Raw genomic sequence first — 14,086 nt, 5'->3', positions numbered from 1 at the left:
CCGCCCGTCCCGCTCAGCCGAACACCCGCGCCCATAGCGCGCTGACCGCCGCGCGCTCGGCCTCGATCCGCCCAGGCTCGACGCGCGCCTTCTCCATCCCATCGAGACGCGCCCGATGCTGCAAGCGCCGGTAGGTGCGATACGCGGCGCCGACCGTCTCGGCCTCCGCGTCGCTCACGGGCCCGAGCCGCGCGACCTCGCGCAGCAGCGCGATGTTGCCGGTGTTGCGGATCAGCGCCGGGTGATGCGGCGCGTGCAGCAGCACCCAGTACTGAACCAGGAATTCGATGTCGACCATTCCGCCGCGATCGTGCTTGAGATCGAACAGCGCCGTGTGGTTCGGATGGCCGGCGAACACCTTGTCGCGCATCCCGACGATTTCCGGGGCAAGCAGCGCCGCGTCGCGCGGCGTGGCCAGCACCTGCACGCGGATTGCCTCGAACGCCTCGCCGATCCGCACGTCGCCCGCGCTGTAGCGCGCCCGCGTCAGCGCCTGATGCTCCCAGACCCAGGCCGTGTTCGCCGCGTCGCCCTCCCGCAGCTGATAGCGGCGGAACGCGTCGAGATCGGTGACGAGCAGCCCCGCCTCGCCGTTCGGCCGCAGCCGGAGGTCGAGGTCGAACAGCGCGCCCGCGCCGGTCGCGGTCGTGAGCCAGGTGATCAGGCGCCGCGTGAAAGTCGTGTAGACATCGGCCGCGCGTTCGTCGGGATCGTCGTACAGGAAGATCAGGTCGAGATCGGACGCATAGCCCAGCTCCTTGCCACCGAGCTTGCCGTACGCGATCGCCGCGAAGCACGGCGTGTCGCGGTGCCGCTTCGCGAGCTGCGACCACACGACCTCGATCGTCACGTCGAGCACCGCGTCGGCCAGCTCCGAGAGCCGGTCGCTCACATGCTCGACCGACAGCGTGCCCGCCAGGTCGATCAGCAGGATCCGGAACACCTCCGCGTGCTGCGCGTGGCGCAGCAGGTCCATCTGCTGCTCCGCGCCGTCCGCCGCCGCGAGCCGCGCGCGCAGCCCCGCCTTGAACGCGGGCCAGTCGAACGGGCTCGCGATCGCCTCGTCGTCGAGCAGCTCGTCGAGCAGCTGCGGATGGCGGATCAGGTAGCCGCCGCCCCAGCGGGTCGCGCCGAGCACCGACAGCACCCGTTCGAGCGCGGCCGGGTACTCGGTCAGCAGCGCGAGGTACACGCCGCGGCGGCTCACCGTCTCCAGCAGGTCGAAACAGCGCGCGATGGTCTCGTCGCGCTGCGCGGCGTCGAGCGTCGGCGCCGCCTCGAGCGCGCGCTGCGCGACCCGGTCGAAGCGCTGCCGGCTCTTCTCCGGCAGCCCGCCGTAGCGCGACGACTGCCAGATCGCGCGCAGCCGCGCGCGCATCGCAGCCGGATCGGCGAAGCCGAGGCCCGCGAGCCGCGCGGCCAGCGCGTCGTCCGCGCCGTCGTCGGCCAGCGCGCTGCTCCAGATCCAGGCCGCCGCGCCGTCGTCCGCCGCGCCGCAGCCCGGCTCGGCGCCTTCCTTGTCCGCGAAGATCTGGTCGAACTGCGCCTCGACGAAGCCGCGATGCCGGTCCAGCTCGGCCAGCAGCGCCGCGTAGTCGGCGTAGCCGAGCGACGCCGCGAGCGCCGCGCGCTCGACCGGATCCACCGGCATCGCGTGGGTCTGCGCGTCGTTGCGGTACTGCAGGCGGTGCTCCAGCACGCGCAGGAAGCGATAGGCGTCGGCCAGCCCGGCCCGGACCTCGTCCGCGATCAACCCGCCCGCCTGCGCGTGCGCGAGCACCGCGAGCGTCGGCCGGATCCGGAACCCGGCGTCCTGGCCGCCCCGGATCAGCTGGAACACCTGCGCGCTGAACTCGATCTCGCGGATCCCGCCGCGCCCGAGCTTGATGTCGTCGGCCTTGTCCGGCCGCATCATCGCGCGGCGCTGCGCCTCCTGGCGGATCTGCAGGTGCAGCGCGCGGATCGCCCCGATCACGCCGAAATCGAGGTAGCGCCGGTAGACGAACGGCTTGACGAGCGCGTCGAGCTGCTTCGCGAGCCGGCCCGCCGCCTCGCTGTCGGGCTCGGACACGAGCCGCCCCTTGATCCACGCATAGCGCTCCCACTCGCGGCCCTGCACGTAGAAGTATTCCTCGAGCATCCCGAGGCTGCAGACGAGCGGCCCCGAATCGCCGTTCGGGCGCAGCCGCATATCGACGCGAAACACATAGCCGTCGCCCGTCACCTCCGACAGCACGCCGATCAGGCGCTTGCCGAGCCGCGTGAAGAATTCCTGGTTGGTGATCGCCGCGCGGCTGCCGCCCGCGGTATCGCCGTCGTCCTCGTAGACGAAGATCAGGTCGATGTCGGACGACACGTTGAGTTCGCGGCCGCCCAGCTTGCCCATGCCGACCACGCCGAGCGCGAGCCGCTCGCCGGACGGGCCGCGCGGCTCGCCGTAGAGCGCCTCCAGGTCGGCCGACAGCAGCGCGAGCGCGCGCTGCACGGCCAGCTCGGCCAGATCGGTCATCGTGCCCGTGACCTCCGCGACGTCGGCGCGGCCCGCGAGATCGCGCTCCGCGACCGCGCCGAAGGCCTCGGCGCGCAGCTGCCGCAGCGCCCGCTTGAGCGCGTCCTCGGACGGCGCGGCGGCCCCGGACGCGGCGGCCTCGAGCAGCGCCGACAGGCGCGCATCGAGCCGCGCACGCGTGACGGGCGCGTCCGCCCAGGCGGCGATCTGCCCGGCCAGCGCCGGGCGCGCGGCCACCGCGCGCGCGAGGTAGTGGGAATAGGACGTGCTGAGGAGCGGGGAAGCGTCGGTCATGGCAAGCGCTGCGCAATGGGAAGGGGCGGGTCGCGCGGCGCGGGCGCGGAGCCGGCCGGGCGGCCCGCGCGGGCCGCCCGGCGGCCGCCCGCGCGACCCCCTGTGATACATTTCAACGTCAGTTCGCAAAACTACCATATCGCCGCCCCTTCGCCGCATGTCCGACCGCCAGGAATCCGCCGCGCCGCACGAAGCCGGGCCTCCGCATCACGATCACCCGGTCCTGCGTCGCGTGTTCAAGGCGGTCCTGGTGCTCGGCATCGCCGCGTATTTCATCGCGGCCATCCTGTTCCTCGGCCTGCGCTATCTCCTGCTGCCGCGCGTCGACGAATTCCGCCCGCGCGTCGAAACCTTCGTATCTCAAAAATTGCACGCCGACGTCCGGATCGGCCGGCTCGCGCCCTCGTGGTCCGGGCTGCAGCCGGGCGTCGAGGTCAGCCGCCTGACGATCCGCGGCCGCGACGGCCGGCTTGCGCTGTCGGTGCCGCACGCGAGCGCCGCGCTGTCGTGGCGCTCGCTGCTCAGGCTGTCCCCCACGCTGTCGAGCCTGATCGTCGACGAGCCGGATCTGCTCGCCGAGCGTCACGCGGACGGCTCGCTGTCGGTGGCGGGCGTGGCGGTGCCGACCACCCGCCGCGGCGGCGACGACACCTTCAGCACCTGGCTGCTCAAGCAGGAGGCGATCGTGCTGCGCGGCGGCACGCTGCGCTGGCGCGACGCGCAGCGCGCGGCGCCCGAACTCGCGCTGACCGGGATCCGGGTCGCCGTGCTCAACGACGGCGCCAGCCACCGGCTCGCGCTGCAGGCGCCCGCGAACGGCACGCTGTTCCTCGGCCCGCTCGATTTCCGCGCCCGCTTCACCCACAAGCCGCTCGTGGCGATCGGCAAGCCCGCCAACTGGAGCGGCGACGCCTACGTGTCGACCGGCCCCGTCGACCTGCCGACCCTCGCGCGCTACACCAACATCCCGCTGACCGCCTACGCGGGCCGCATCGACAATGCGATCTGGGCGAACTTCCGCGACGGCCACCTGACCGGCGCGCGCGGCAGCCTGCACGGCTACGACGTCGCGCTGCGGGTGCGCCCGACCCAGCCGCGCCTCGACATCCCCGTCGCGCGCTTCGGCTGGGACCTCGCGATCGAGCCGAAGCGCGACTACACGCTGCACCTCACGCGCCTGCACGCCGAGCTGGGCCAGCCGCCGCTCGACGACGGCACGCCGCTGTCGCGCTCGCTCGCGTTCTCGACCCTGACCGCCCGCTACCGCGTGCCGACCCTCGAGCACGGCCAGCTGCTGAGCGTCGCGGGCGACCGCGTCGACCTCGGCATCCTCGCGGAATTCATCCGCGGGCTGCCGCTGCCCGCGCGGCTGCGCAACGAACTGGTGCGCTTCGATCCGCGCGGGCTCGTCGCCAACTACGCGATGGAAGTCGAGCGCGCGCGCCCGGCAAGCAACGAACTCGCCGACGAGGAACGCCAGAACGGCGCCGCGCCGATCATCCGCTACCGCTTCCAGGGCGACCTGCAAGGCATCAGCATCGAGGCGCAGGAGCCGCCGCCCGGCCTGTCCGTGCACGGCCATCCGCGCGCCGGGATTCCCGGCGTCGAGAACCTGTGGGGCCACGTCGACGCCAACGAGCGCCAGGGCACGGCGAGCCTCGACACAGTGAACGCGGCCGTGACCGTGCCCGGCGTGTTCGACGAGCCGCGCCTCGCGTTCGACCGGCTGCGCGGCCGCGCGAACTGGACCATCACGCCAGCCGCGGGCACGCCGCACGCGCGCGTGGAGGTCGCGGTGCCCGAGTTCCACGTCGACAATCCGGACGCGTCGATCACGGTCGCGGGCCGCTATACGAACCCGGGGCACGGCCGCGGCGAACTCGACCTGAAGGCCGACTTCGAGCGCGCCGCGGTCGCCCGGATCGTCCGCTACCTGCCGACCAGCCTGTCCGATCACCTGCGCCTGTACCTGGGCCACGCGCTGCAGGCGGGCCAGGTCAAGCGCGGCGCGACGATCGTCGCGCGCGGGCCGCTCGAGACCTTCCCGTACGAGCACGATCCGAAGGCGGGCGTGTTCCACATCGTCGCGCCGTTCACGGGCGGGCGCTTCGAACCCACGCCGCAGCCGCTGCACACGCTCGCGAACGGCACGCCGAACGTGTGGCCGGCGCTCGACGGCATCGACGGCGTGTTCGAGATCGAACAGAACAAGCTGCGCTTCGACATCGGCCGCGCGCACTACAAGGGGGTCGTGCTCGATCCGGTCCGCGGCCACATCGCCGACCTCGGCAACCCGCTGCATTCGCCGCTCGTGATCGAGGGCCGCGCGCGCGGCCCGCTCGCCGACCTGCTCGACTACGCGAACCGCAGCGCGGTCGGCGGGATGACCGGCCGCCTCGGCGAACGGCTCCGCGCGCAAGGCCCGGCGACGCTCGCGCTGAAACTGACGATCCCGCAGCACGTCGCGCATCCGCACACCGATGTCGAAGGCACGATCGGGCTCGCCGGCAACACGCTCGAAACCGACGGCCTGCCGCCGCTGTCGCGCCTGCACGGCCAGCTGCGCTTCACCCAGCACACGCTCGCCGCCGAGCGGCTGACCGGCCGCTTCCTCGGCGGCGACCTGAGCGCGCGCGGCGGGCTCGAGGCGGACGGCCGCTACGCGTTCGACGTCGATGGCCGGATCGCGCTCGACGCCGCGCGCAACCTGGGCCTGCGCGGCGCGGCGGCGACCCTGCTCGGCCGGGTGGTGGGCGACGCGCCTTACCAGATCACGGTGCGCGGCATGAAGAAGGACGGCCCGCCCGAGATCACCGCGCACGCCGACCTGACCGATGTCGCGCTGCACTTTCCCGCGCCGTTCGCGAAGCCCGCGGGCGAGCCGCTGCCGTTCGACTTCACGCTCGCGCCCGAGGCGGAGCCGGGCGACCGCCAGCGCGTGCGCGCGGACCTGAAGCTCGGGCCGATCGGCGCGCGCTACGTGCTCGACCTCACGCGCGACCAGCCGGTCAGCGCGGTGCGCGGCGCGCTCGGCATGAACCGCATGCCCGACCTGCCGCACGACGGCGTGACGGCCGCCGTCGACGTGCCGGAACTCGACGCCGACGCGTGGCTCGCGTTCGCCAAGACGCTGCGCACCGGTTCGGGCGCGCCGGCCCCGCAGGCGCAACCGCGGGTCGACCTCGCGAGCTTCGCGCCGAAGCGCTTCGCGCTGCACTTCGGCACGCTCAAGCTGCTCAAGCGCAACTGGGAAAACGTGATCGTCGGCGCCTCGCACGTCGACGACCTGTGGCAGGCGAACATCGCCTCGAACCAGGTGTCGGGCTACCTGTCGTGGGCGCCGGGCAGCGGCGCCCACGCGGCCGGCGTGCTCAACGCGCGGCTCGCGAAGCTCGTGATCCCGGACAGCGCCGAGCACGACCTGGTCGGCCGCGCGATGGACCTGCCGACGCCCGCCGACCACGCGATGCCGGCCATCGACCTGGTGGTCGATCAGGTGGTGGCGCGCGGCCACGACATCGGCCGGCTCGAAGTCAACGCGCGCAACCTCGACGAGAACGGCGTGCCGGTCTGGCAGCTCGACAAGCTCGAACTCGCGAACCCGGCGGCCAAGCTGACCGCGACCGCGAACTGGCGCACCTCGCGCCGCGCGCTCGCGCGCGGCGTCGACGAGGACGACGCGCCGCGCCGCACCGTGTTCGACTTCCGGCTCGACATCGACAATGCCGGCGCCCTGCTCGACCGGGTCGGGCTGCCGCGCACCATCGCGGACGGCAAAGGCACGCTGACCGGCAAGGTCGGCTGGCGCGGCGGCCCGACCGCGATCGACTACCCGACGCTCGGCGGCGTCCTGTCGCTCGACCTGCAGCACGGCCAGATCCTGAAGGTCGACCCGGGCGCGGCGAAGCTGCTCGGCGTGCTGAGCCTGCAAAGCCTCGCGCGCTTCCTGACGCTCGATTTCCGCGACGTGATCGGCAAGGGCCTGCCGTTCGAGAAGATCAGCGGCAACGGCCAGATCGCGAACGGCATCGCCCGCCTCGGCGACTTCGAGATGGTCACCGCGCCGGCCCGGGTCACGCTCGCGGGCGCGGTCGATCTCGCGCACGAGACCCAGGACCTGCACGCGCACGTCGCGCCCAAGGTCAGCGCCGGCGCGGCCGCGATCGCGGCCGCCGTGATCAATCCGCTGCTCGGCCTGGGCGTGCTGGCCGCCGACGTCGCGCTGTCGCAGACCCTCTCGCGCGCGTTCGCGGTCGACTACGCGATCACCGGTTCGTGGGCGCATCCCCACATCGAGCGGGTGCGCGGCGATCGCGGTAAGATGATCCACGCGCCCGCCGATGCGGCCGGTCACTGATTCGGCCGCCGATGGGCCCGCACCCTTTTTCCAGGCAACCGGACTTGCGATGACCGACCGATCCGCTTCCGCCTCCCCCTTCCGGGTCGCCGCGCTGCAGATGGTGAGCGCGCCCGACGTCGCCGCCAACCTCGCCGAGGCCGACCGGCTGATCGCCGAGGCGGCCGCCGACGGCGCCCGCCTCGTGCTGCTGCCCGAGTACTTCTGCTTCATGGGTTTCAAGGACACCGACAAGCTCGCGCTCGCCGAACCGCACCAGGACGGCCCGCTGCAGCGCTTCCTCGCGGACGCCGCGCGGCGTCACGGCGTCTGGGTGATCGGCGGCACGCTGCCGCTGCGCGCGCCGGAGCCGTCGCGCGTGCTGAACACCACGCTCGTGTTCGATCCGCAGGGCCGCGAGGCCGCGCGCTACGACAAGATCCACCTGTTCAGCTTCGAGAAGGGCGAGGAGTCGTTCGACGAGTCGCGCACGATCCGCCCCGGCGATGCCGTGCGCACCTTCGAGGCGCCGTTCGGGCGCGTCGGGCTGTCGGTCTGCTACGATCTGCGCTTTCCGGAGCTGTACCGGCGGATGGGCGATTGCGCGCTGATCGTCGTGCCGTCGGCGTTTACGTATACGACGGGCCGCGCGCACTGGGAAACGCTGCTGCGCGCGCGGGCGGTCGAGAATCAGTGCTATGTGCTCGCCGCCGCGCAGGGCGGCAAGCACGGCAACGGCCGCCGCACCTGGGGACACAGCATGCTGATCGACCCGTGGGGCGAGATCGTCGCGGTGCGCGACGAGGGCGCCGGGGTCGTGAGCGGCGCGCTCGATCCCGCCCGGCTCGCCGAGGTGCGCGAGAGCCTGCCCGCCTGGCGCCACCGCGTGCTGGCCTGAGCCCGCCCGCTTGAAAACCGGCCCGCCGCCCACCATCTGATTTGACCGGATACCCTGTCACGCGCGTTCGCTAACCGCTTTTTAGAGATTCCCCGATACCTGAATGAACATCATCGAACCCGGCATCCGCAACCTCGCGCTCGCGAAAGACATCCTGCTCACGCCGTACGGCCTGGACGAAACCCTGCTGACGCGCACGCTCGCCGATATCTTCACGCACCGGGTCGACTACGCCGACCTGTATTTCCAGGCCACCCGCAGCGAAGCCTGGAGCCTCGAGGAAGGCATCGTCAAGTCGGGCAGCTTCAGCATCGACCAGGGCGTCGGCGTGCGCGCCGTGGCGGGCGAACGCACCGCGTTCGCGTACTCCGATGACCTGTCGCCGGAAGCGATCGCGCAGGCCGCGGCCGCGACCAAGGCGATCGCCCGCGCGGGCGGCGGCAAGCACAAGGTGCAGGTCGCCTCGACGCTGAAGGGCATCTCGGGCCGCGACCTGTACCTGCCCGCCGATCCGCTCGCGTCGCTCGACGCGACCGCCAAGGTCAAGCTGCTCGAACGCGTCGAGCAGATGGCGCGTGGCCGCGATCCGCGCATCACGCAGGTGATGGCGGGCCTCGCGGGCGAATACGACGTCGTGCTGGTCGCGCGCAGCGACGGCGCGCTCGCGGCCGACATCCGCCCGCTCGTGCGCGTGTCCGTCACGGTGATCGCCGAGCAGAACGGCCGCCGCGAGATCGGCTCGGGCGGCGGCGGCGGCCGCTTCGACTACGGCTACTTCACCGACGAAGTGCTCGCGCGCTATGTCGACGACGCGGTGCACGCGGCGCTCGTGAACCTCGACGCGCGCCCCGCGCCGGCGGGCGCGATGACCGTCGTGCTCGGCTCGGGCTGGCCGGGCGTGCTGCTGCACGAGGCGATCGGCCACGGGCTCGAGGGCGACTTCAACCGCAAGGGTTCGTCGGCGTTCGCCGGGCGGATCGGCGAGCGGGTCGCGGCCAAGGGCGTGACGGTGGTCGACGACGGCACGCTGCCGAACCGCCGCGGCTCGCTCAACATCGACGACGAAGGCAACCCGACCCAGTGCACGACGCTGATCGAGGACGGCGTGTTGAAGGGCTACATCCAGGACACGCTGAACGCGCGCCTGATGAAAATGCCCGTCACCGGCAACGCGCGCCGCGAATCGTACGCGGCGCTGCCGATGCCGCGCATGACCAACACCTACATGCTGAACGGCGACAAGGATCCGCGCGAGATCATCGAATCGGTCAAGCACGGGCTGTACGCGGTGAACTTCGGCGGCGGCCAGGTCGACATCACCAACGGCAAGTTCGTGTTCTCGGCGTCCGAGGCCTACATGATCGAGGACGGCAAGATCACCTACCCCGTCAAGGGCGCGACGCTGATCGGCAGCGGCCCGGAATCGCTCAAGTACGTGAGCATGATCGGCAACGACATGCGCCTCGACAGCGGCGTCGGAGTCTGCGGCAAGGAAGGCCAGAGCGTGCCGGTGGGCGTCGGCCAGCCGACTCTGCGGATCGACAGGATGACGGTCGGCGGCACCGTCTGAGTGCATGGTCATTGAGATAGTTACGCGGATAGTCTGCACATCTTCATCGAGATATGCGGATTGTCCGCATTTTTGACCCAGCCGGATTGCCAAGCGCGCCAGGTCGGGGTATAAATTGCAATCACGTTTTCAACGCACCGAACCCCTCCGTCATGTCCGCCAAGTTTTACTTTTACTTTTTCTGGCATCTCAGACCCCTGGCGGATCGAGAGGAGTGATGGCGCACCAAGCGCACACGAAATTCCTGAAAAACCGCCGGCAAACCCGGCGGTTTTTTTTTGCCCCGACGAACCGGCCGCCCGCACAACCGAATTGACGCAACCCGAATTGCAGAACTGATCGATAGCCGCCCCCGTGGCGCCCCGTCCTGGAGAACTAGCATGCCCCCGCACAATACCGATGACGTCCGTATCCGCGAACTGAAGGAACTGACGCCGCCCGCCCACCTGATCCGCGAGTTCGCGTGCAGCGAGGCCGCGTCCGAGCTGATCTACAACGCGCGTCAATCGCTGCACCGGATCCTGCACGGCATGGACGACCGCCTGATCGTGATCATCGGGCCGTGCTCGATCCACGACACCCAGGCGGCGCTCGAATACGCGGGCCGGCTCGCCAAGGAACGCCAGCGCTTCGCGGGCGAGTTGGAGATCGTGATGCGCGTGTACTTCGAGAAGCCGCGCACCACGGTCGGCTGGAAGGGGCTCATCAACGATCCGCACCTCGACAACAGCTTCAAGATCAACGACGGCCTGCGCATCGCGCGCGAGCTGCTGATGCACATCAACGAGATGGGCCTGCCCGCCGGCACCGAATACCTCGACATGATCAGCCCGCAATACATCGCGGACCTGATCTCGTGGGGCGCGATCGGCGCGCGCACCACCGAGTCGCAGGTGCATCGCGAGCTGGCGTCGGGGCTGTCGTGTCCGGTCGGCTTCAAGAACGGCACCGACGGCAACGTGAAGATCGCGGTCGACGCGATCAAGGCGGCGTCGCAGCCGCACCATTTCCTGTCGGTGACGAAGGGCGGCCATTCAGCGATCGTGTCGACGGCGGGCAACGAGGATTGCCACGTGATCCTGCGCGGCGGCAAGACCCCGAACTACGATGCGGACAGCGTGAACGCCGCGTGCGGCGACATCGGCAAGGCGGGCCTCGCCGCGCGCCTGATGATCGATGCGAGCCACGCGAACAGCTCGAAGCGGCACGAGAACCAGATTCCCGTGTGCGCGGACATCGGCCGCCAGCTCGCGGCCGGCGACGAGCGGATCGTCGGCGTGATGGTGGAGTCGCATCTGGTGGCCGGCCGCCAGGACCTGCAGGAAGGCTGCACGCTGACCTACGGCCAGAGCATCACCGACGCCTGCATCGACTGGGACGAGAGCGTGAAGGTGCTCGAAGGCCTCGCGGAAGCGGTGAAGGCGCGCCGCGTCGCGCGCGGCAGCGGGAACTGACACGGGGGCGGGCGATGCGCACGGAGGTCGTCGATCGAGACGATGTCCGTGCGCCGGAGCCGGCAAGTTGGAACACGCTTTGTGCGTTCGAGCGGGTCACGAATTGACTCACGCAAAAATGAAGGACGGGTCATCCGTCCTTCATCCCGAAAAAGAGTCTGTTTTCATTTGAGACCATTCTCATATACAGGGATCTCGTTGCATCGATAGCCCCACTCCGTCTCCGCAGAAAGTCTTTCACCAGACATTTCAATGTCTGCGTTATTGAAAACCACGGCGGATTATTTCCCCGGAGGTTATCTTGCCAGTAGAGTGCACCTATACGTTAAACAGGCGTAGCATTTCATCGTTCATTTGCCCGGGATTCGGTAGTGTCCCTGCATTTTCTGGCAGCCACCCCTACAAAAACGACCCATCTGCAGTTTCAGTTGTAGACAAAGGTCCCATTCCCCATGGGACTTATTACATCGTGGATCGCCAAAGTGGCGGGCATCTCGGCATGCTCTGGGATTTCTTCAAAGATGTGCGTGCCGGCACGCATCGCGCGGAATGGTTCGCACTCTATCGAATCGATGGAAAAATAGATGATCACACCTTTATCAACGGGGTAAAGCAAGGCGCGTTTCGCCTTCACCCAACCGGGACCAGAGCGTCAGTGAGGGCTGCATCACTCTGCCGAGCCACGTCCAATTCTCCCGGCTGCGGACTGACCTGAAGGCTCAGACTACCGGCACGGTTCCAGGCACCTCGATCCGATACTACGGTCGGGTGATCGTACGATGAAGAAAACATGGGCGTGCCTGCTGCCGGGGCTCCTGATGAGCGTCCCCGTCTATCTCTTGCTCGTCACGAGCGAGCCGGTGCGCGCCTGGTCTGCCAGCAACGCATCCTACGCCGCGTTCCAGCCGCTGTTTCGCGCCCTGAACTCGGTCGGCGGCGAGCAGCACGAAGACATCATCACCACGGTCTGGCTGCTGCTCAGCTTCGTGATCGCCCTGGCCGTCGGCCTGGCCACGCGCTGGCGACGGCGCGGGGCGCGCCCCTGAGCCGTCGCCCACCCTCTCACTCCAGCGCGCCCGAACCGAAGATCTCGGTATGCACGCGTGCCGGCGCCACGCCGAGCGCGACGAGCGCATCGCGCTGCATCTTCATGAATCCCACCGGCCCGCAGATGTAGTAATCGGCGTCCGCCACGAGCGCATGCCGCTCGAGCCGCGCCAGCGTGAGCCGCCCTTCCGCGTCGTGCTCGACGCCCGCGCGGTCGTCCGGCCCGACCAGCTCGTAGAACACCGTGCGCGTGACGTTCGGATGCGCAGCGGCCAGCGCGTTGAGCCAGTCGCGGAATGCATGCATGCGCCCCGAGCGGCACGCGTGGACGAAGCGGACCTCGCGCGCGCTGCCCTCGTCCGCGAGCGTCTGCGCCATCGACACCATCGGCGTGATCCCCACCCCCGCCGAGATCAGCACGACCGGCGTCGCGCGGTCGCGCGCCAGCGTGAAATCGCCCATCGGCGCGGTCACCTCGACGATCGCACCTTCCTCGACGCCGTCGTGCAGCAGCGTCGACACCCGCCCCGCCGGCACCGCCTCGCCCTGCCCCGCCTCGCGCTTCACCGAGATCCGCAGCCAGCGGCCGTGCGGCGCGTCGGACAGGCTGTACTGGCGCGGCTGATCGACGCCCAGCTCGCCGACGAAACGCTTGACCGTCACGTACTGGCCCGGCTCGAAGCCGGGCGCCGCGCCGCCGTCCGCCGGGCTCAGGTAGAACGACGTGATCACGTCGCTCTCGCGCACCTTGCGCGCGACCCGGAACGGCCGGTAGCCGCTCCACGCCGCCCCTTCGTAGAGATTGGCCTCGACGCCGATCAGCAGCTGCGCGAGCTGCCCGTAGGCCACCCGCCACGCTTCGAGCGTCTCCGGATCGACCGCGTCGCCGAGCACCTCGACGATCGAGGCGAGCAGGTTCTCGCCCACGATCGGATAGTGCTCGGGCCGGATGTTCAGGCTCGCGTGCTTGTGCGCGATCCGCGTCACCGCGCCGCCCAGCACGCCCAGGTTGTCGATGTTCGCCGCGTAGGCATACACCGCCTTCGCGAGCGTCTCCGGCTGGCTGCCGGTCTTCTGGTGGGTCTGGTTGAACAGGTTCTTCAGCTCGGGATGCCGCTCGAACATGCGCTGGTAGAAATGCCGCGTGATGGTCGCGCCGTGCTCCGCGAGAACCGGTGCGGTCGCCTTCACCCGCGCCATCTGCTCTGTCGTGATCTGCGTCATGATTCTTTCTCCTTTAAAGATGCACACACAGTACATGTTTAAAGGCGTGGCTTGTCCCGGGCAAATTGTCGCATCTCAAAATAATGGCGGACCCCGGTCCGCCGCGCGCCTAATCGGCGCGGCCGCGCACCCACAGCACGTCGGTCCCGCCCGCCGAGCAGTTCAGGATCCGGGCCAGCACGAACAGCAGGTCCGACAGCCGGTTCACGTAGCGGCGCGGCGCGGCGTCGAGCGCCTCGGTCTCGCCGAGCGTGACGATCGCGCGCTCGGCGCGCCGGCACACGGTGCGGCACACGTGCGCGAGCCCCGCCGCGCGCGCGCCGCCCGGCAGGATGAACTCCTTGAGCGGCGGCAGCCGGCCGTTGTAGTCGGCCAGCCAGGCGTCGAGGCGCGCGAGATGCGTATCGCCGACGACCCGGTGGCCGGGGATGCACAGCTCGCCACCCAGGTCGAACAGGTCGTGCTGGATCGTCTCCAGCGCCGCGCGCACGTCGTCCGGCAGCGGCTCCGCGAGCAGCACGCCGAGCTGCGAGTTCAACTCGTCGACGTCGCCGATCGCGGCGATCCGCGCGTCGCTCTTGCGCACCCGGCGACCGTCGCCGAGGCCGGTGGTGCCGTCGTCGCCGGTGCGGGTGGCGATCTTGCTCAGGCGGTTGCCCATCCCTGTCCCCTTGGTAAGCATGGCTGCAGATGGCCGCGGCGCGCGATGCGCGGGCGCGGCAGACGCCGATTATCGCAGCCCGCGGCGCGACGG

Annotated in this window: 8 protein-coding genes and 1 pseudogene; 6 read left to right on the top strand and 3 right to left on the bottom strand. The window is 70.1% G+C overall.

All coding sequences use genetic code 11. From position 1 onward, the window contains the following. Positions 1-13: 13 nt before the first annotated feature. Positions 14-2,803, bottom strand: coding sequence for a bifunctional [glutamate--ammonia ligase]-adenylyl-L-tyrosine phosphorylase/[glutamate--ammonia-ligase] adenylyltransferase (gene glnE / locus Bsp3421_RS33250; RefSeq protein WP_274001276.1), 2,790 nt, complete (start codon positions 2,801-2,803; stop codon positions 14-16). A 157-nt stretch (positions 2,804-2,960) separates the two neighbouring features. Between glnE and Bsp3421_RS33245 the strand changes: the two genes are divergently transcribed. The 6 genes and pseudogenes from Bsp3421_RS33245 (at position 2,961) to Bsp3421_RS33220 (ending at position 12,107) form a co-directional block, all read left to right on the top strand. Continuing rightward, positions 2,961-7,160 (top strand): YhdP family protein, encoded by a 4,200-nt coding sequence (locus Bsp3421_RS33245; protein WP_274001275.1) that lies wholly within the window; start codon positions 2,961-2,963, stop codon positions 7,158-7,160. 49 nt (positions 7,161-7,209) lie between these two features. Beyond that, positions 7,210-8,037, top strand: a complete 828-nt coding sequence (locus Bsp3421_RS33240; protein ID WP_274001273.1) for a carbon-nitrogen hydrolase family protein — start codon at positions 7,210-7,212, stop codon at positions 8,035-8,037. 103 nt (positions 8,038-8,140) lie between these two features. Next, entirely contained in the window at positions 8,141-9,607 is a 1,467-nt protein-coding gene (gene tldD / locus Bsp3421_RS33235) for a metalloprotease TldD (RefSeq protein WP_274001272.1), read from the top strand. Positions 9,608-9,987: 380 nt separating this feature from the next. Then, on the top strand, positions 9,988-11,061 hold the full coding sequence (gene aroG / locus Bsp3421_RS33230; protein ID WP_274001271.1) for a 3-deoxy-7-phosphoheptulonate synthase AroG: 1,074 nt from the start codon (positions 9,988-9,990) through the stop codon (positions 11,059-11,061). A 301-nt stretch (positions 11,062-11,362) separates the two neighbouring features. Continuing rightward, a pseudogene (locus Bsp3421_RS33225) lies at positions 11,363-11,844 on the top strand (DUF2778 domain-containing protein). Beyond that, positions 11,841-12,107, top strand: coding sequence for a hypothetical protein (locus Bsp3421_RS33220; RefSeq protein ID WP_274001270.1), 267 nt, complete (start codon positions 11,841-11,843; stop codon positions 12,105-12,107). The pseudogene Bsp3421_RS33225 and the gene Bsp3421_RS33220 overlap by 4 nt, the downstream one beginning before the upstream one ends. A 16-nt stretch (positions 12,108-12,123) precedes the next feature. Here Bsp3421_RS33220 and hmpA read toward each other — a convergent pair whose 3' ends face one another. After that, positions 12,124-13,332 carry an NO-inducible flavohemoprotein gene (gene hmpA / locus Bsp3421_RS33215; RefSeq protein WP_274001269.1) on the bottom strand — a complete coding sequence of 403 codons (1,209 nt, stop codon included), beginning with the start codon at positions 13,330-13,332 and terminating at the stop codon, positions 12,124-12,126. A gap of 109 nt (positions 13,333-13,441) precedes the next feature. Continuing rightward, on the bottom strand, positions 13,442-13,993 hold the full coding sequence (locus Bsp3421_RS33210; RefSeq protein WP_274001267.1) for a cob(I)yrinic acid a,c-diamide adenosyltransferase: 552 nt from the start codon (positions 13,991-13,993) through the stop codon (positions 13,442-13,444). Positions 13,994-14,086 lie beyond the last annotated feature (93 nt).

Origin of the sequence: Burkholderia sp. FERM BP-3421 (genome assembly GCF_028657905.1) — a bacterium.
GTDB lineage: Bacteria > Pseudomonadota > Gammaproteobacteria > Burkholderiales > Burkholderiaceae > Burkholderia.
This window is presented reverse-complemented; position numbering and strand designations above follow the sequence as displayed.